Origin of the sequence: Stenotrophomonas sp. BIGb0135 (assembly GCF_024810105.1) — a bacterium.
GTDB classification, from domain to species: Bacteria; Pseudomonadota; Gammaproteobacteria; order Xanthomonadales; family Xanthomonadaceae; genus Stenotrophomonas; species Stenotrophomonas maltophilia_AB.
The window spans coordinates 141261-156979 of record NZ_JANUDX010000002.1 but is presented as its reverse complement, the minus strand read 5'-3'; the positions used below and the strand labels follow the sequence as shown (position 1 = coordinate 156979).

Genomic DNA, 15719 nt, shown 5'->3' with positions numbered 1-15719 from the left:
ACCCGGCGCAAAGAAGCCAGCCCGCTCCTCGCCCACCGGGGCGTTCGGGGAGTACACCACCCTGCCACCGCTTCCCCGGTCCAACGCCGATGGCGGGCGCGACAGCATCCCGCCCTCCATGCGCATCGAACGGGCCTGGTAGATCGCTCCAGTATCAGCGGTTGGGGCCGCGATCAAGCGGCCCACCATCCGGGCCGGTGCGGCAGGCATCCTGATACTCGCTCTGGACCATGCCGACGTTGACGAACTTTCGCGGATCGGCCGACAACGCCACCCGCGCGTGCGTCAGCGCCGCCTCTGGCGTGGGAAACAGTGCCACCGCACCGAACGGTTCATCCGGATCCAGCGCGGGGAAAACGTACACATCGATGAAGTCCGTGTTCCCGATATCCAGCACTTCGCAAAGCCGCACGGCCCAACGATCCACGCCAGCGCGCTCCAGGCTGATGTAGCGGACGATCGACGACGCATCCTCGACCCTGCCCGGCAGCAGTTGTTCCACGGTTCTGCCATTGCGCAGGTTCGACAGCACATCAACGTCGCACAGGTATCGCATTCGGCCTCCCGGCAAAAGGAAAGTGACGCGTGCAGACCCTCGCCTGGGTCGTGGGCAGCTACGGTCGCGGCGGGCAGTTCCCGTCGCTCGCTTCGCACGTCACGCCATCGATCCAGTCGACGTAGCGGGAGATACGCACGTTGTGCACGACCTGGCCGTAGAACCCGGCCGCCAGCGCGTGCTCAGGCGTACCGGTGATCCACGAGCCCAGGCCGGCAAGCTGCGCCGCGCCCTCGACGTCGATCAACAGCGGCCCGCCACTGTCACCTCCCCCAAGCACGCCCTCGAGCGGCAACGCGCGCGGCGGCGGATCAAACCGGTACCAGAGATAGCGATCGTTGGCGCCGGTGATGGCGTTGACGGCGCGCCGCAGGTCGATGCGGTGCGCGCCCCCTGCACGCTGCCCGTCGATACCGTTGCCGGTCGCGCCCTTGCCGAACAACGTGGCGACCCGGGTGACCTCGCCACTGCCGCGGTAGAGCGGGAGCGGTGCAACGTCGTCCACGGGTTGCGCAAGCTGGACCAGCGCGATGTCGTCCGAGCCGGCCAGGAAGGCGTGTATCCGGGAGGGGTTTCCGCTTGCCAGCGCCGCCTCGCCCAAGGCCGCCGGCATCCGCTTGTAGCCGGGATGCACGATCACGCGTTCAACCCGGCGCGCGATCCCGTTGATGGTGACGTCCGCGTCCATGCCCTGCATGGGGGCCGCGTGTGCGGCGGTCACCACCCATCGCGGCGCGATGAGCACGCCATGCCCTTCGCCCGGCATGTCAACCAGCGCGGGGATCGTGGACGCATCCACCCGGTAGCGGGCGTCATCGACATCATCGCGAATGACCACGGCACCGGCGCTCGCCGACGCCGCGAGCAGTACCAGGGCCAGGCAGCGGGTCGTGAGGGTGCGGCGCAGCGGATTGGGCTGGCGCGAGCGGAAAGAAGAACGGTGGCGCATACGGCATCCCTGTGTAAGCGTGGGATACGGTAGCCGAGATTGCGGTGGATGGGCAGCGCCCGCCACCCCGCCAGCGGCAACCCGCATGCCGATGCAGGTCCCCGCGGTAGGCGGCGCGTACCTCGACGCATGCATGACGCGTTTTGGCCTGCCGTCCCCTAGCCCCGGGGCGCGGCGGTCGACCCCCGCACCATCAAGCTGAAATCCAGCGTTTGCTGGCGCGGCACGTCGACCCGTTCGATGATGGCGAGCAGCAGGTTGACCGAACGCTCGCCGATCTCCCGCATGGGTTGCCGGATGGTCGTCAACGGCGGCGTGAGGTACCGGGAGGACGCCAGATCGTCGAAGCCGACGATGGACAGGTCCTCGGGGACGCGGATGCCCCTGTCCCGGCAGGCCGCCAGCACGCCCAGCGCCATCTGGTCGCTGAAGCAGAACACGGCGGTCGGCGCCGTCGCGCTGCTCAGCAGCGCCACCCCCGCCGCATGCCCGGATTCCACGGAGAAGTCGCCCGGCGCGATGACCAGGCTGCGCAGGCGGCCGCGCGCCTTGCCGACGGCCCGCACCCCTTCCAACCGTTGCAGGTGCAGGGGATTGTCGGGCGGCCCGCCCACCACGGCGATGCGCTCGTGTCCCAGCCCATACAGGTGTTCCATCACGGCGCGCGCGGCGGCCGCGTTGTCGATGTGGACGCTGGGCAGGCCCAGCGCGGGATCGAACTCGCATCCGTTGACCACCGGCGCGGCGGCGCCCAGCTGCTGGACGATCTCGCGCGCCGTCGGTGGAAGGCGATGCCCGAGCACGATCAGGCCGTCGGCCTCGTTGCGCCGGAGCATCTGCGCGTAGCGCTCCTCGCGGTCGGGTCGATGTTGGGTATCGCCCAGCAGGACGGCATAACCGACGGCCTGCGCCGCGTCCTCGGCACCCTGCAGGATCTGGGCGAAGAATGGATTGGCGATGTCCGGCACGGTGACCAGCAGCTTGCCGCTGCGCTGGGTCTTGAGCGTCCTGGCCACCGTGTTGGGGACATAGCCCAGCGCGGCGGCGGCCTGCTCGATGCGCGTGCGCGTGGCCGGCAGGACTTTTTCCGGCCGGGACAGCGCCCGCGACACCGTGCCTGCGGAGACGCCAACGTGCTTTGCAATGTCGTAGATGGTTGCCATGGTTTCAGTTCTTATCCGCACTGTGCAGTGCACAACAGGTCTTGCGGGAGGCCCATGCTAGGATAAATGCAATCGATTGCATTGGGGCGAATCACGTTGAAGACGCTCAAGGGTCCGGCGCTGTTCCTGGCGCAGTTCATCGGCGACACACCTCCTTTTGATCGGCTGGACACGCTGGCCAGGTGGGCCGCGGGCCTGGGATATTCTGGCGTACAAGTGCCTACCAGCGCGCCCCAGGTGTTCGACCTGGCCGAGGCCGCGCGCAGCCAGGCGTACTGCGACGACATCACCGGCATGCTCGCCGGTCATGGCCTGCAGATCACGGAGCTGTCCACCCACCTGCAAGGGCAGCTGGTCGCGGTCCATCCCGCCTACGACAGCCTGTTCGACGGATTCGCGCCGCCGGACAAGCGCGGCGATCCGGCCGCCCGCCAAGCCTGGGCGGTGGAACAGCTGATGCTCGCGGCCAAGGCCAGCGAGCGTCTTGGGCTGGCCGCGCATGCCACCTTCTCCGGCGCGCTGGCCTGGCCTTACTTCTATCCCTGGCCGCAACGCCCGCCGGGGCTGGTGGACGAAGCCTTCGCCGAACTCGGCCGGCGCTGGCGCCCCATTCTGGACGCCTTCGACGCCTGCGGCGTGGACCTGTGCTTCGAGATCCACCCGGGCGAGGACCTGCACGACGGCGCGACCTTCGAGCGCTTCCTCGACGTGGTGGACCACCACCCTCGCGCCAGGATGCTGTACGACCCCAGCCACCTGCTGCTGCAGCAGATCGACTACCTGGGCTTCATCGACCGGTACCACGAGCGCATCGGCATCTTCCACGTCAAGGATGCGGAGTATCGCGCCAGTGCGCGCAGTGGCGTCTACGGCGGGTACCAGGACTGGATCGATCGCCCGGGACGGTTCCGTTCGCTGGGAGACGGCCAGATCGACTTCAAGGCGATCTTCTCCAGATTCGCGCAATACGATTTTCCCGGCTGGGCGGTGCTGGAGTGGGAGTGCTGCCTGAAGCACCCGGAAGACGGCGCGCGTGAGGGCGCAGCCTTCATCCGCGACCACATCATCCGCGTCACCGGGCGCGCCTTCGACGACTTCGCCGACAGCGGCGCCGATCCGGAAACACTGCGCCGCATGCTGGGGATCTGAGCCACGACCGCCTGGGAGGGCAAGCCATGACGCATACCATGTCGCGCTTGGGCGCGATGATGTTTCTGCAGTTCTTCATCTGGGGGGCATGGTTCGTCACCTTGGGGACGTACCTGGTGCAGGGCCCGCTCCAGGCCAGCGCGAGCCAGGTGGCGACGGCCTTCCTCAGCCAGTCCATCGGCGCCATCGTGGCGCCGTTCCTGGTTGGCCTGGTCGCCGATCGCTACTTCGCGGCGCAGCGCATCCTCGCGATACTGCACCTGGCCGGCGCGGTACTGATGTGGCTGGCGTCCACGGCGACGGACTTCGGTACGTTCTCGGCCTGCGTGATGGGGTACATGCTGCTGTTCATGCCGACGTTGGCACTGGCCAACAGCGTGGCGATGCGGCACATGCAGTCGCCGGAGAAGCAGTTTCCGCTGGTGCGCGTGGCCGGCAGCATCGGCTGGATCGTGGCCGGCGTGCTGATCGGCTGGCTCGGCTGGGAACAGGCACATCGGCTCGAGCTGACCTTCCGGATGGCCGCGATGGCGTCGCTGGCCCTGGGCCTCTACGCCTTCACCCTGCCGCACACGCCGCCGCTGGCGCAACAGCGCGACGCCGGGATGGGGCAGATCCTGGGGCTGGACTCGCTTCGGCTCCTGAAGTCGCGCTCCTACCTGGTGTTTTTCCTGGCGTCCATCGCCATCTGCATCCCGCTGGCGTTCTACTACAACTTCACCAACCCGTATCTCAACGACCTGGGCGTGCGCGGCGCCGCCGGGCTGCAATCGCTGGGCCAGGTGTCCGAAGTGCTGCTGATGCTGGCCATGCCGTTCCTGTTCGTGCGGCTGGGGGTCAAGACCATGCTGGCGGTGGGCATGGCCGCCTGGGTGGTGCGCTACGCCCTGTTCGCCTTCGGCGATGCGGGCGGCGGCTTCTCGCTGATCGTGATCGGCATCGTGCTGCACGGCATCTGCTACGACTTCTTCTTCGTCACCGGCCAGATCTACACCGACGCGCATGCCGGCCCCGCCGCGCGCAGCAGCGCGCAGGGCTTCATCACCCTGGCCACCTACGGCGTGGGCATGTTGATCGGCACGTTCCTGTCCGGCGCGGTGGTGGAGCACTACACCACCGCGACCGGTCCGGACTGGCAGCAGATCTGGCTGTTCCCGGCCGGCGTCGCGCTGCTCGTGTTGATCGCCTTCCTCCTGCTGTTCCGCGACCGGCCGGTGGTCGCGGTTGCCCCCACCACGCCCTGAGGACCTCCCCCCGATGCGCAAACTTGGAATCGCCATCGTCGGCACCGGCATGATCGGGGCCGTGCATCGTCGCGCCGCCCTGCTGGCCGGTGCCGAGGTCCGCGGTGTCGCCGCCTCGTCCCCGCAACGCGCGCACGACGTGGCGCAGTCGTGGAATCTGCCGCGCGCCTATCGCGACATCGACGACGTGCTCGCCGATCCGCAGGTCCAGGTCGTGCACGTCTGTACGCCCAACCACCTGCACCGCGCCATGGCGCAGGCGGCGCTGCAAGCCGGCAAGCACGTGGTCTGCGAGAAGCCGCTGGCCACGACACTGGAAGACGCCCAGGCATTGGCGTCCTTGGCCGCCTCGACCGGGCTGGTCGCCACGGTGCCCTTCGTCTACCGCTACCACCCGGTGATCCGCGAAGCGCGCGCCCGCATCGCGCAGGGCGAACTGGGCCCGCTGCGCCTGATCCACGGCAGCTACCTGCAGGACTGGCTGCTGGACCCGGCCAGCAACAACTGGCGCGTGGACCCGGCCCTGGGCGGCGCGTCACGCGTGTTCGCCGACATCGGCTCGCACTGGTGCGACCTGGTGGAATGGGTGGGCGGCGAGCGTTTCGTCGACGTCAGCGCAGCGTTCGCCACCGTGATTGCCGAGCGCGGCTCGCTTGCCGGGCAGAGCTTCACCGCGCCCGCGGCGGGCGGGGCGATGCAGGCCGTAGCCAGCGAGGATGTGGCGGCGGCGATGTTCAGGACCGGCGCGGGGACGCTGGCGTCATTGACGGTCAGCCAGGTGTCGGCGGGACGCCGCAATCGCCTCTGGTTCGAGATCGATGGCGCCAAGGCCAGCGTGGCGTTCGACCAGGAGGACGCCGAACGGCTGTGGGTCGGCCTGCCCGACCAGCGCGAGGAAATCTTCGTGCGCGGGCCCGGCGCAGGCAGTGCCGAACAACGCCGGCTGTCGGTGTTGCCGGCCGGCCACGCGCAGGGCTACGCCACGTGCTTCGAGGCGTTTGTCGCCGACACCTATCGCGCCATCGACGGCGAGCAGCCCCAGGGCCTGCCCACCTTCGCCGACGGATTGCGCTCGGCGCTGATCGTTGATCGCGTCATCGCTTCGGCCAGGACACGCGCCTGGACCGCCATCGACTGAATCCCGGGAGACTGCCTGATGAACACCCCAGTACGCACGACCGCGACGCTCGCACTGCTGTTCCTCGTTGCCCTGCCCGCCTTCGCGCGCGACGCCGCCGCACCGCAACCGCCCATCGCGGTGCAGATGTACACGCTGCGCGATGCCGGCTCGCTCGACCAGCAGTTGAAGATTGTCCACGACGCCGGCGTGGGCGCGGTCGAAACCGTTGGCACGCAGAACGTCAGCGCGGTGGAACTCAAGCAGCTGCTGGACAGGTATTCGATCAAGGCGATTTCCTCCCACGTCCAACTGGCCGAACTGCGCAGGGACCTGGACGGGGTCGTGGCCTTCAACCGGTCGATCGGCAACACGGTGCTGGTGGTGCCGTACCTGGATGAGAAGGCGCGGCCGACCGATGCGGCAGGCTGGACCGCGTTGGGCCAGGAACTGGGCCGCATCGCCACGCGGGCGCGGGCCGGTGGCATGCGGCTGGCCTACCACAACCACGACTTCGAGCTGGTCCAGTTCAATGGCAGGACCGGCCTGGAACTGCTGTTCGCCGCGGCCGGCCCCGACCTCCTGACCGAGCTGGACCTGGCCTGGGTCGCGCGTGCGGGCCATGACCCGGCGGTGACGCTGGGAAAATTCCGTGGTCGCCTGTTCGCGGTGCACGCCAAGGACAATGCGCCCAAAGGCCAGGCCGACGACGAAGGGGGTTTCGCTGCCGTGGGCCAGGGCGTCCTGGACTGGAACGCCATCCTGCCTGCCGCCGCCGATGCCGGCGTGCAGTGGTACATCGTCGAGCACGACCATCCGCGTGATCCGGCCAAGGTCATCCAGGCGTCGGCGGACTACCTGCGCGCCCACCTGCCCGCCAACCTGCCCGCCCGCGCAACGCGCTAGCCAGCCAAGGAGTTGCCCTTGAACACTCGTTTGACCCTGATCACGACCCTGGCCGTACTGCTATCGGGTGCGACGCTTGCGACGACGGCTTGGTCCAAGGATGCGCCTGCGGCCGGGGCAGCGCTTTACGCCACCCACTGCACGGCCTGCCACGGTGCAGATCGCGCCGGCGTTCCGCCCACGTTCCCGGCGCTCACCGATGTCGCCAAGCGGCTGCAGCCGGCGCAGATCAAGGAGAAGATCAAGAAAGGCGGCGGGTTGATGCCGCCCTTTTCGCAGCTCTCCGAGCAGGAGATCGACGACCTCGCCAGCTATCTCTCGCACTGACGGTCCAGTGCCGGCCCATGCGGGCCGGCGTTACAGTTCCCGCACCCAGATGTTGCGGTAACTCACCCTGGAATCGTGTTCCTGCAGGTAGAGCGGCGCGCACCCATGCGGCGCGTACGACGGTGCGCCGATGTACTCGGTCCTGCCCGACACAACGGTGTCGTCCTGCACCAGCACGCCGTTGTGCAGCACGGTGATGCGGGCGGGTGAGGTGAGCCCGCCGCCTGCCGAGAATCGCGGCGCCCTCCAGACGATGTCGTAAGCCTGCCACTGCCCCGGCGCACGCGAGGCATTCACCCGTGGCATCGCCTGCTTGTAGATCGAGCCGGCCTGGCCGTTGGCGTAGGTCGGGTTGTTGTAGCTGTCCAGCACCTGCAGCTCGTACAACTCCTGCAGGAAGATGCCGCTGTTACCCCGGTTCTGACCGTCGAATCCTTTCGTGTCGGTAGGCGTGCGCCACTCGACATGCAGTTGGATGTCGCAGAAGCGTTGCCGGGTGCGGATGCCCTTGCTGCCCGGAACCACTGTGAGTGCGCCATCGGCCACGCGCCAAGGTACGCGCCCGCCCAGCTCCGACTCCCAGGCGGCCACATCCTTGCCATCGAACAGCACGATCGCGTCGGAGGGCGCCCCCCCTTGAGGCGTGGACACGACCGCAGGCACGGGGGTCCACACCTCGGTCTTCGTTGGATCGCGCGCGGGATCGGTATCGGCCTGTGCAAACACAGATGCCGTGGCCAGCAGGCCGGTTGCAACCTGGAGAGGCCTGATCAACGTGTTGCGGTTCATCAGCTGGTCCCCCAGGCGGGCGTGCCAGGAACATAGGCCAGGTCGCCGTCGTAGCGGCCCGGTACTGCGACGTAGCGCAGCACGTCGGTCGCGCCGACCTTCGAGGTGAAGAAGCCGAAGATGGTGAGCTGCTTGATCATGGTGAAGTAATGCGGCATCGCTTCTCCCTCCGCGGCGGTGCCGGTCTCGGTCACGTCGACCGCGTGTTTCCTGGCCTCTGCATCCAGCGCGCGCAGGAGATCGGTGCGGGACTGCGGCGCGAGCGACGCGAACCGGCCGCCAGCGCGCTTGTCGATGTCGACCAGGCCTGCGCGGAACGTCGCCTGCTGCCGGGGCGTGTAGCAGTCGGCAACGAACCGCGCCATGAACAGACCGGCACCGGCGTCCTTCGCCCCCGGCGTTGCAGTGCGCGGCAGGATGGTCTCGGCGATTTCATCCAACGTGCCAACATCGGCGTCGGAGAAAGGTGTCTTCGCCCCTGCGGCGGGCGCCTGTCCCTGGACGAGCGCGGGCAAACCGATCATGGCCGCGCCGGTGGCGGCGACGATCATCTTCAACAGGTCGCGACGTTCCATCACAGGTTCCCCGCTTTCAGTTCGCGCACGGCATGATCGGCTGCCCGCGCCGTCAGCGCCATGTAGGTCAGCGAGGGATTCACGCACGCGCTGGAGGTCATGCAGGCCCCGTCTGTCACATACACGTTGGGTGCATCCCAGACCTGATTGTGCTTGTTGAGCACCGAGTTGCGGCGGTCACGGCCCATGCGGGCCGTCCCCATTTCGTGGATGCCCTTGCCCGGCGCATAGTCGTGGTCGTGCATTTCCACGTCCTTGACCCCGGCGGCCTCGAGCATCTCGGCGGCATCGGCGGCCATGTCCTTGCGCATGGCCAGTTCGTTGGCGCGCATGGAGACATCCATCGCCAGCACCGGCAGTCCCCACTTGTCCTTGCGGTCCCTGTCCAGGCGGATCGTGTTGTCGTGGTGCGGCAGCATTTCGCCGAAGCCGGTCATGCCGATGCGCCAGTCGCCCGGCACGGTCAGCGCCTCCTTCAGGTCGGCGCCGATGTTCAACTCGGCGATCTCGCGCGACCACCCGTTGCGGCTGGCACCGCCCTGATAGCCAAACCCGCGCGTGTAGCCGCGCTTATCGGCGGCGACGTTGCGGAAACGCGGAATGTAGAAGCCGCACGGTCGACGGCCGAAGTAGTACTTGTCGTCGTAGCCCTCGACCCGGCCGGAGGCACCGGCGCCGAAATGATGGTCCATCACGTTGTGCCCAAGCTCGCCGGACGAAGAGCCCAACCCGCCTTCCCATACATCGGTGGCCGAGTTCATCAGCAGCCAGCTTGAATTGAAGGAGGACGCGTTGAGGAAGATGACCTTGGCCGTGTACTGGTAGGTCTGCCCGCTTTCTGCATCGATGATTTCCACGCCGCGCGCGCGCTTGCGGTCCTTGTGGTAGAGCACTTCCTTGACGATCGAGAACGGCCGCAGGGTCAGGTTTCCGGTCTTCATGGCCGCCGGCAGCGTCGCCGCCTGGGTGGAGAAGTAGGCGCCGAAGGGACAGCCCAGGATGCACTTGTTGCGGTACTGGCAGTTGACGCGACCCTGCTCGGGCTTGGGCTGGGTGATGTTCGCGGTGCGCGAATGGATCAGGTGCCGGGTGCCGCCAAAGGCCTTCTTGATCCGCGCGGCCACGTCCTTCTCAACGATGTTCAGCGGGATCGGCGGCAGGAACTCGCCGTCCGGCAACACGTCCAGCCCCTCGCGCGTGCCGGCGATGCCGGCGAACTTCTCCACGTGGTCATACCAGGGGGCGATGTCGGCGTAACGGATCGGCCAATCGGTGGCGATGCCCTCCCTGAGATTCGCCTCGAAATCCAGGTCCGACAGGCGATAACTCTGCCGCCCCCACATCAGCGAGCGACCGCCCACGTGATAACCGCGGAACCAGTCGAACCGCTTGGTTTCGATGTACGGCGATTCCTTTTCGTTGGCCCACATTCCCTCCAGGTTCTCGGCAAGGCCGTAGTCGCGCATCAACACCGGGTACTCGGCCTTCATCGCCTGGGTGGGCCGGTTGCGGTGTGGGAAATCCCACGGCTCCTTCATCGCGTTGACGTAGTCCTTGACGTGCTCGATGTTGCGTCCGCGTTCCAGCATCAGGACCTTGAGGCCTTTCTCGGTCAGTTCCTTCGCCGCCCAGCCGCCACTGATGCCGGAGCCAACGACGATGGCGTCGTAATGATTGTCTGCCATGGGTTCTGCTTCACCTGGGTAGAGTGCGTTTCAGACATCGCAGAGGCGGATCGCCTCGCGCAGCGAGCCGACGGGATCCGGCGCCGCAGGCATGAACTCCTGCGCCAGATAGCCATCGAAACCGGTGTCGCGGATCGCGCGACAGATGGCGGGATAGTGGAGCTCCTGTTGATCTCCGATCTCGTGCCGGCCAGGCACGCCTGCGGTGTGGTAGTGCTTGAAGCACGCGTGATGCCTGCCAATGGTGGCGATGATGTCGCCCTCCATGATCTGCATGTGGTAGATGTCGTACAGCAGGCCAAAATGATCCGAGCCGAGCCGTTGGCACAGCTCCACACCCCATGCGGAGTGGTCGCACAGGTAGTCGGGATGATCGACCCTGGAGTTCAGCAGCTCCATCACCAGCACGACGCCCCGCTTTTCGGCATGCCCAAGGATGCGTTTGAGCCCGGCCTCGGCATGGGCCATGCCTTCTTGGGGGTCCATGCCGTTGCGGTTGCCGGAAAAGCAGATGAGGTTGCGGTAGCCGGCATCGGCCACCAGGTCGATGTGCCGCAGGTAGCGCGCGACCAGCTGATCATGGAACTGGCGACCGGCAAAGCCCTTGTCCAGGCCCAGCTCCGCGCCGTTGCACATGGCGCTGTACACGCCGCTGGCTTTCAGCGTGGGCCAGTCCTCCGGGCCGACCAGATCGATGGCGGCGAAACCGATGCCCTGCACCGTCTGGCAGAGCTGGGCCACCGATAACTGCGGAAAGGTCCAGCGGGCGACGGAGTGCTTGAGGTTGCCCTTGAGCGGCGCAGCGGCGGCGGGCGCAGGCAGGACGCCCCAAGCGCCCAGGCCAAGGCCCCCGGCGACCGCCATGCGCAGCGCCTCTCTCCGCGTGAGCCCCTGGGCCGGGACCGGTTCGATCAAAGGGATGGACATCCACCTTCCGGCCTCCCAACCGGCATCAAACGCAACCATTCACCGCAATGCAATCGATTGCACCATAGAGGAGTAAATCCAGCCAATGCAAGACGCAGTGCACGAAAATGGATGCTGCAGGGCACAACACTGCCGAACGCGACACGCGTGGCGTGTCACTCCGCGATGGAGGCAGGAAAAAGCAAAAGGCCCGCTGCGAAGCGGGCCTTTTGCGTGTGCAGGTAGCGACGGTGGCTTAGAACGGAATATCGTCGTCCGCGAAGTCATCCATCGGCGGCGCCGACTGCTGCGGCTGCTGCTGCGGACGCTGCTGGCCATAACCGCCACCCTGGCCACCCTGGCGCTGACCGCCGCCACCGCCACCGCCACCGTACTCCTGGCGCGGAGCCTGCTGGCGCTGCGGACGCTCGCCGCCGCCATAGTTGCCACCACCACCACCGCCGCCGCCGCCTTCACCGCGGCCGCCCAGCATCTGCATTTCATCGGCAATGATGTCGGTGGAGTACTTCTCCACGCCGTCCTGGCCGGTGTACTTGTCGTAGCGCAGGCTGCCTTCGACGTAGACCGAGCTGCCCTTGCGCAGGTATTCGCCGGCGATTTCGCCGAGCTTGCCGAAGAACACCACCCGGTGCCATTCGGTGCGCTCCTGCTGGTTGCCATCCTTGTCCTTGCGGACACTGGTGGTGGCCAGGCTGATGCGGGTGATCGCCATGCCGCCCTGGGTGTACTTCACGTCCGGGTCGTTGCCGAGGTTGCCGACCAGGATGACTTTATTGATGCCGCGCGCCATAGGGTTGCTCTTCCGTTGTCCGAGGGCAGGCCGCAGTCATATCACAGCCCCGGGCGGGGTGCAGATACGCGGGCTGCCCCAGGTGAAATTGGGGGGTCCAGAAGGCACCATCTTACCATTGCCGCCGTCCCCGGCCCTGTCGGGATTCCCGCCGGCGCGAACCGGAATCCGCCTCGAGCTTTGTAGCGCAAGGGGCGCACCGGATCATCCCGGAACGCCCGGGATCGGCCGGGCCAGCGCCGATGGCCGACCGCTCCTGGCACCTCTCGCGTCGGCGAGGCCGCCCCGGAGCAGGCCACGTCCCTGCCTATCCACCGGGTTCAGTCCAGCCCTGCTCCGGCGTCTGGACCTGGACGCTCTGCACGCATGCCGCATTGCCGGGCGCGGCGCTTGGCACGTAAGTGATCACGGTGACCGGCAGGTAGGGCCTGGAGAAAAAGTTGACGCGCGGCGACAACGGCGGCCATTGCCGTCCCGCATACTTGAAGCCGCGGCGTACAAGACGCTTGGCAAATGTGTCGAACGGGAACGTGCAATGGGCCGGCGCAGCGCCCGGCGGCTCGCCGACAATATAGAATTCCACCACATGATGCCCCGCCGGCTTGGGCCGGGACTCGATCCAGTATCCCCAGCCCTCGGCGACCCGCGCGTGCGACCGGATAACGCCCGGGCGAACCGGTGATGGGGCCATCGCCGTGGCGGACAAGCGGTTCCAGCGCGACGCGGGTACCCCCTTGAAGCCACGCCCGCCGGCTCGTTGGCGAGCAGCGTAATGATCTGCCGGCTGAGTTCATCGGCACTGACGGCGGTGGCGCGCGTGGGGTGGCGGCCGCTGCCCGCTGCGACTGCAGTACCGGGATGCGCCGCGACCAGCACGCACACCACAATGGACGCGATGCCCGCCCTGGCATCGCGGCGCCACGCGCCCCACATATCCCTTGCTGGTCGGTCGCCTGCCACTGCCCTGTCCTGTCGGCCCCTGCGTGGCGACTGTATCGCCGGCCCGGACACTGCGTCCACCGCCACGCCTGCCCGGCGCCTCGCCACCAGGTCCGGGCAGGCGCCGAGGCGCCGAGCGCCATGGCATCATGCAGGTCGTCGTCCCCGCCGTACCCCCGCAATGACCATCCGAGGCAAAGCCACTTCCCTGGACATCGCCCACCTGGCCGGGGTGTCGCAGCCGACCGTCTCGCGCGCCCTGCGCGGCAGCCCGATGGTCAACCCGGAAACCCGCGAGCGCATCCTGCGCATCGCCCGGGAGCTGAACTACAAGGTGGACAAGAACGCCTCCAGCCTGCGCCTGCGCAATGCCGGCACGCTGGCCCTGCTGTTCTTCGAAGACCCGACCAACGACGACTCGCTGATCAACCCGTTCTTCCACGCCATGCTCGGCTCGATCACCCGCGCCTGCGCGCTGCGTGGCTACGACCTGCTGGTGTCCTTCCAGCAGCTGTCCACCGACTGGCAGGCCGACTACGAGGACAGCAACAAGGCCGACGGCATCATCCTGCTCGGCTACGGGGATTACCACGAGTCGCGCGAGCGCCTGCAGCGACTGGTTGAGCAAGGCACCCATTTCGTGCGCTGGGGCGCGGCGCTGCCCGACCAGCCCGGGGTCTCGATCGGCAGCGACAACTTCCAGGGCGGGTTCGACATCACCGCGCACCTGCTGGACCAGGGCTGCCGGCGCATCGCTTTCATCGGCCATGCCTCCAGCCACTACCCGGAATTCGAGGAACGCTACCGCGGCCACGTCGCGGCGATGGCGGCGCGTGGCATCAGCGCCGAGCCCGCCCTGCAGCACGATGCGATCACCACCGAGCAGGATGGGTTCGATGCCTGTCAGGCGCTGCTGGCACGCGGCGAAACCCTCGACGGGGTATTCGCGGCCAGCGACCTGATCGCGATCGGGGCGATGCGCGCACTGCGCGAGCACGGGCTGCGCATCCCGCAGGACGTGGCGCTGGCTGGCTTCGACGACATCCCGCTGGCCGCCTCGGTCTCGCCCACGCTCACCACCGTGCAGCAGGACACCAAGCAGGCCGGGCAGCTGCTGGTGGAGAAGCTGCTGGCGCTGATCAACGGCGAGGCGGTGGACGGCCAGACGATCGCCGTGAAGCAGGTGCTGCGGGAATCGTCACGGCGCGGGTGAGACCGTTCAAGCAGGTGGTTTGCTCCAGCCAAACCAGCGGCTGAAGTTAAGAAAGCTGCATACCCCCATCGAAGCAGCCGGCCAGATCGCAGCAAGCATCCCCCATAGCCAGCGTCGTCTGCCTTGAGCGTGTGCGGCGTTCGCAAGGTGCCAGGCCACGCCCAGGTTCACCAGCCATGTCAACGCAAGGGCGAGCCCTTCGCCGTCGTAGCCCATATGGGAAAGCGCCACGCCTACGGCGGCACCTCCCAATACGCCCAGAAACCACATGACCGCCGCGATATCGAGGTGGCGCTTGCCGAGCGACGCGGATGCGGGGTCGATCATGGGATGGGCGTTGGCTGGGCAGTCCGCGCCGATCGTAGCCCGGGATTGTCGCTCTGCGCCATACCGCCCCCCACTCGCCCACCGATCCATGACTTACGGCGGATGCAGCGTCCCCGCTTTGCGCCCATAACTCGCTCTTCAACACAGGGAAAGGTGTCCGCCCCATGCTGCAGATCCGCTCGCTGTCCAAGACCTACGCCAACGGCGTGCACGCGCTCAACGGAGTGACGCTCGATATCCCGCGCGGCATGTTCGGCCTGCTGGGCCCCAACGGCGCGGGCAAATCCTCGCTGATGCGTACCCTGTCCACCCTGCAGGAAGCCGACAGCGGCAGCGTGACCCTGGAGATTCCCGGCGAGCCGGTCATCGACGTGCTGCGCGACAAGGATGCGGTGCGGCGCCGGCTGGGCTACCTGCCGCAGGACTTCGGGGTGTATCCCAAGGTGAGCGCACTGGACCTGCTGGACCATTTCGCCGTGCTCAAGGGCATCACCCGCAAGGCCCAGCGCCGCGAGGTGGTGGACGGGCTGCTGCAGCAGGTGAACCTGTGGGACGCGCGCAAGCGCAAGCTGGGCACCTATTCGGGCGGCATGCGCCAACGCTTCGGCATCGCCCAGGCACTGCTCGGCGATCCGCGCCTGGTGATCGTGGACGAGCCCACCGCCGGCCTGGACCCGGAGGAACGCAACCGCTTCCTCAACCTGCTGGCCGCCATCGGCGAGAACGTGGCGGTGATCCTGTCCACCCACATCGTCGAGGATGTCACCGACCTGTGCCCGAGCATGGCCATCATGAACAAGGGCCAGGTGCTGCTGACCGGAAAGCCCAGCGATGCGATCGAGGCCCTGCAGCAGCAGGTCTGGCGCAAGCAGGTGGAGGCCGCCGAACTGGCCAGCTATGAAGCCAACCACGTGGTGCTGTCCACCCGCCTGGTGGGCGGGCGCCCGGTCATCCACGTGCACAGCGCCAGCGATCCGGGCGATGGGTTCCAGGCGGTCGCCCCCGACCTCGAGGATGTGTACTTCCAGCGACTGCGCCTGCAGTCGCGGGCCGCCTGACCGGA

17 protein-coding genes are annotated in these 15719 nt (G+C 67.5%); 7 read left to right on the top strand and 10 right to left on the bottom strand.

The window, feature by feature from the left end; translation table 11 throughout:
• Nucleotides 1–154: 154 nt before the first annotated feature.
• The 3 genes from M2421_RS05120 to M2421_RS05110 all read right to left on the bottom strand — a co-directional run bounded on the left by M2421_RS05120 (nucleotide 155) and on the right by M2421_RS05110 (nucleotide 2668).
• Nucleotides 155–556 carry a hypothetical protein gene (locus M2421_RS05120; RefSeq protein WP_259203794.1) on the bottom strand — a complete coding sequence of 134 codons (402 nt, stop codon included), beginning with the start codon at nucleotides 554–556 and terminating at the stop codon, nucleotides 155–157.
• A gap of 58 nt (nucleotides 557–614) precedes the next feature.
• Nucleotides 615–1505: a trypsin-like serine protease gene (locus M2421_RS05115; RefSeq protein WP_259203793.1), complete on the bottom strand. Its 891-nt coding sequence runs from the start codon at nucleotides 1503–1505 to the stop codon at nucleotides 615–617.
• 158 nt (nucleotides 1506–1663) lie between these two features.
• Nucleotides 1664–2668 (bottom strand): LacI family DNA-binding transcriptional regulator, encoded by a 1005-nt coding sequence (locus tag M2421_RS05110; protein WP_259203792.1) that lies wholly within the window; start codon nucleotides 2666–2668, stop codon nucleotides 1664–1666.
• Nucleotides 2669–2764: 96 nt separating this feature from the next.
• On the opposite strand from M2421_RS05110, the gene M2421_RS05105 reads away from it, so the two are divergent.
• The 5 genes from M2421_RS05105 to M2421_RS05085 are packed head-to-tail and all read left to right on the top strand — an operon-like array spanning nucleotide 2765 to nucleotide 7411.
• Nucleotides 2765–3817 carry a sugar phosphate isomerase/epimerase family protein gene (locus M2421_RS05105; RefSeq protein ID WP_259203791.1) on the top strand — a complete coding sequence of 351 codons (1053 nt, stop codon included), beginning with the start codon at nucleotides 2765–2767 and terminating at the stop codon, nucleotides 3815–3817.
• A 26-nt stretch (nucleotides 3818–3843) separates the two neighbouring features.
• Nucleotides 3844–5061 (top strand): nucleoside permease, encoded by a 1218-nt coding sequence (locus M2421_RS05100; protein ID WP_259203790.1) that lies wholly within the window; start codon nucleotides 3844–3846, stop codon nucleotides 5059–5061.
• A 13-nt stretch (nucleotides 5062–5074) separates the two neighbouring features.
• Nucleotides 5075–6199 (top strand): Gfo/Idh/MocA family oxidoreductase, encoded by a 1125-nt coding sequence (locus M2421_RS05095; protein ID WP_259203789.1) that lies wholly within the window; start codon nucleotides 5075–5077, stop codon nucleotides 6197–6199.
• Nucleotides 6200–6217: 18 nt separating this feature from the next.
• On the top strand, nucleotides 6218–7084 hold the full coding sequence (locus M2421_RS05090) for a sugar phosphate isomerase/epimerase (RefSeq protein ID WP_259203788.1): 867 nt from the start codon (nucleotides 6218–6220) through the stop codon (nucleotides 7082–7084).
• 30 nt (nucleotides 7085–7114) lie between these two features.
• Nucleotides 7115–7411, top strand: coding sequence for a cytochrome c (locus tag M2421_RS05085; protein ID WP_259204882.1), 297 nt, complete (start codon nucleotides 7115–7117; stop codon nucleotides 7409–7411).
• Between the two features lie 30 nt (nucleotides 7412–7441).
• Here the strand turns inward: M2421_RS05085 and M2421_RS05080 are convergent, their stop codons facing one another.
• The 6 genes from M2421_RS05080 to M2421_RS05055 all read right to left on the bottom strand — a co-directional run bounded on the left by M2421_RS05080 (nucleotide 7442) and on the right by M2421_RS05055 (nucleotide 12883).
• Entirely contained in the window at nucleotides 7442–8200 is a 759-nt protein-coding gene (locus tag M2421_RS05080; protein WP_259203787.1) for a DUF1080 domain-containing protein, read from the bottom strand.
• Nucleotides 8200–8775, bottom strand: coding sequence for a gluconate 2-dehydrogenase subunit 3 family protein (locus M2421_RS05075; protein WP_259203786.1), 576 nt, complete (start codon nucleotides 8773–8775; stop codon nucleotides 8200–8202). The genes M2421_RS05080 and M2421_RS05075 overlap by 1 nt, the downstream gene beginning before the upstream one ends.
• Nucleotides 8775–10460, bottom strand: a complete 1686-nt coding sequence (locus M2421_RS05070) for a GMC family oxidoreductase (protein ID WP_259203785.1) — start codon at nucleotides 10458–10460, stop codon at nucleotides 8775–8777. The genes M2421_RS05075 and M2421_RS05070 overlap by 1 nt, the downstream gene beginning before the upstream one ends.
• 30 nt (nucleotides 10461–10490) lie before the next feature.
• On the bottom strand, nucleotides 10491–11387 hold the full coding sequence (locus M2421_RS05065; protein ID WP_259203784.1) for a TIM barrel protein: 897 nt from the start codon (nucleotides 11385–11387) through the stop codon (nucleotides 10491–10493).
• A gap of 235 nt (nucleotides 11388–11622) precedes the next feature.
• On the bottom strand, nucleotides 11623–12177 hold the full coding sequence (locus tag M2421_RS05060) for a single-stranded DNA-binding protein (protein ID WP_259203783.1): 555 nt from the start codon (nucleotides 12175–12177) through the stop codon (nucleotides 11623–11625).
• A 307-nt stretch (nucleotides 12178–12484) separates the two neighbouring features.
• Nucleotides 12485–12883, bottom strand: coding sequence for a hypothetical protein (locus M2421_RS05055; RefSeq protein WP_259203782.1), 399 nt, complete (start codon nucleotides 12881–12883; stop codon nucleotides 12485–12487).
• A gap of 414 nt (nucleotides 12884–13297) precedes the next feature.
• Here M2421_RS05055 and M2421_RS05050 point away from each other — a divergent pair, with 414 nt between their 5' ends.
• On the top strand, nucleotides 13298–14329 hold the full coding sequence (locus M2421_RS05050) for a LacI family DNA-binding transcriptional regulator (protein ID WP_259203781.1): 1032 nt from the start codon (nucleotides 13298–13300) through the stop codon (nucleotides 14327–14329).
• A 6-nt stretch (nucleotides 14330–14335) separates the two neighbouring features.
• Here the strand turns inward: M2421_RS05050 and M2421_RS05045 are convergent, their stop codons facing one another.
• Nucleotides 14336–14656: a hypothetical protein gene (locus M2421_RS05045; RefSeq protein ID WP_259203780.1), complete on the bottom strand. Its 321-nt coding sequence runs from the start codon at nucleotides 14654–14656 to the stop codon at nucleotides 14336–14338.
• 164 nt (nucleotides 14657–14820) lie between these two features.
• Here M2421_RS05045 and M2421_RS05040 point away from each other — a divergent pair, with 164 nt between their 5' ends.
• Nucleotides 14821–15714 carry an ABC transporter ATP-binding protein gene (locus M2421_RS05040; protein ID WP_259203779.1) on the top strand — a complete coding sequence of 298 codons (894 nt, stop codon included), beginning with the start codon at nucleotides 14821–14823 and terminating at the stop codon, nucleotides 15712–15714.
• The last annotated feature ends 5 nt before the right edge of the window (nucleotides 15715–15719 follow it).

Excerpts from the sequence above, each read along its gene's own strand:
- M2421_RS05120 (WP_259203794.1), bottom strand. The coding sequence starts at position 556 with ATGCGATACCTGTGCGACGTTGATGTGCTGTCGAACCTGCGCAATGGC.
- M2421_RS05115 (WP_259203793.1), bottom strand. The coding sequence starts at position 1,505 with ATGCGCCACCGTTCTTCTTTCCGCTCGCGCCAGCCCAATCCGCTGCGC.
- M2421_RS05110 (WP_259203792.1), bottom strand. The coding sequence starts at position 2,668 with ATGGCAACCATCTACGACATTGCAAAGCACGTTGGCGTCTCCGCAGGC.
- M2421_RS05100 (WP_259203790.1), top strand. The coding sequence starts at position 3,844 with ATGACGCATACCATGTCGCGCTTGGGCGCGATGATGTTTCTGCAGTTC.
- M2421_RS05095 (WP_259203789.1), top strand. The coding sequence starts at position 5,075 with ATGCGCAAACTTGGAATCGCCATCGTCGGCACCGGCATGATCGGGGCC.
- M2421_RS05090 (WP_259203788.1), top strand. The coding sequence starts at position 6,218 with ATGAACACCCCAGTACGCACGACCGCGACGCTCGCACTGCTGTTCCTC.
- M2421_RS05080 (WP_259203787.1), bottom strand. The coding sequence starts at position 8,200 with ATGAACCGCAACACGTTGATCAGGCCTCTCCAGGTTGCAACCGGCCTG.
- M2421_RS05075 (WP_259203786.1), bottom strand. The coding sequence starts at position 8,775 with ATGGAACGTCGCGACCTGTTGAAGATGATCGTCGCCGCCACCGGCGCG.
- M2421_RS05070 (WP_259203785.1), bottom strand. The coding sequence starts at position 10,460 with ATGGCAGACAATCATTACGACGCCATCGTCGTTGGCTCCGGCATCAGT.
- M2421_RS05065 (WP_259203784.1), bottom strand. The coding sequence starts at position 11,387 with ATGTCCATCCCTTTGATCGAACCGGTCCCGGCCCAGGGGCTCACGCGG.
- M2421_RS05060 (WP_259203783.1), bottom strand. The coding sequence starts at position 12,177 with ATGGCGCGCGGCATCAATAAAGTCATCCTGGTCGGCAACCTCGGCAAC.
- M2421_RS05050 (WP_259203781.1), top strand. The coding sequence starts at position 13,298 with ATGACCATCCGAGGCAAAGCCACTTCCCTGGACATCGCCCACCTGGCC.
- M2421_RS05045 (WP_259203780.1), bottom strand. The coding sequence starts at position 14,656 with ATGATCGACCCCGCATCCGCGTCGCTCGGCAAGCGCCACCTCGATATC.
- M2421_RS05040 (WP_259203779.1), top strand. The coding sequence starts at position 14,821 with ATGCTGCAGATCCGCTCGCTGTCCAAGACCTACGCCAACGGCGTGCAC.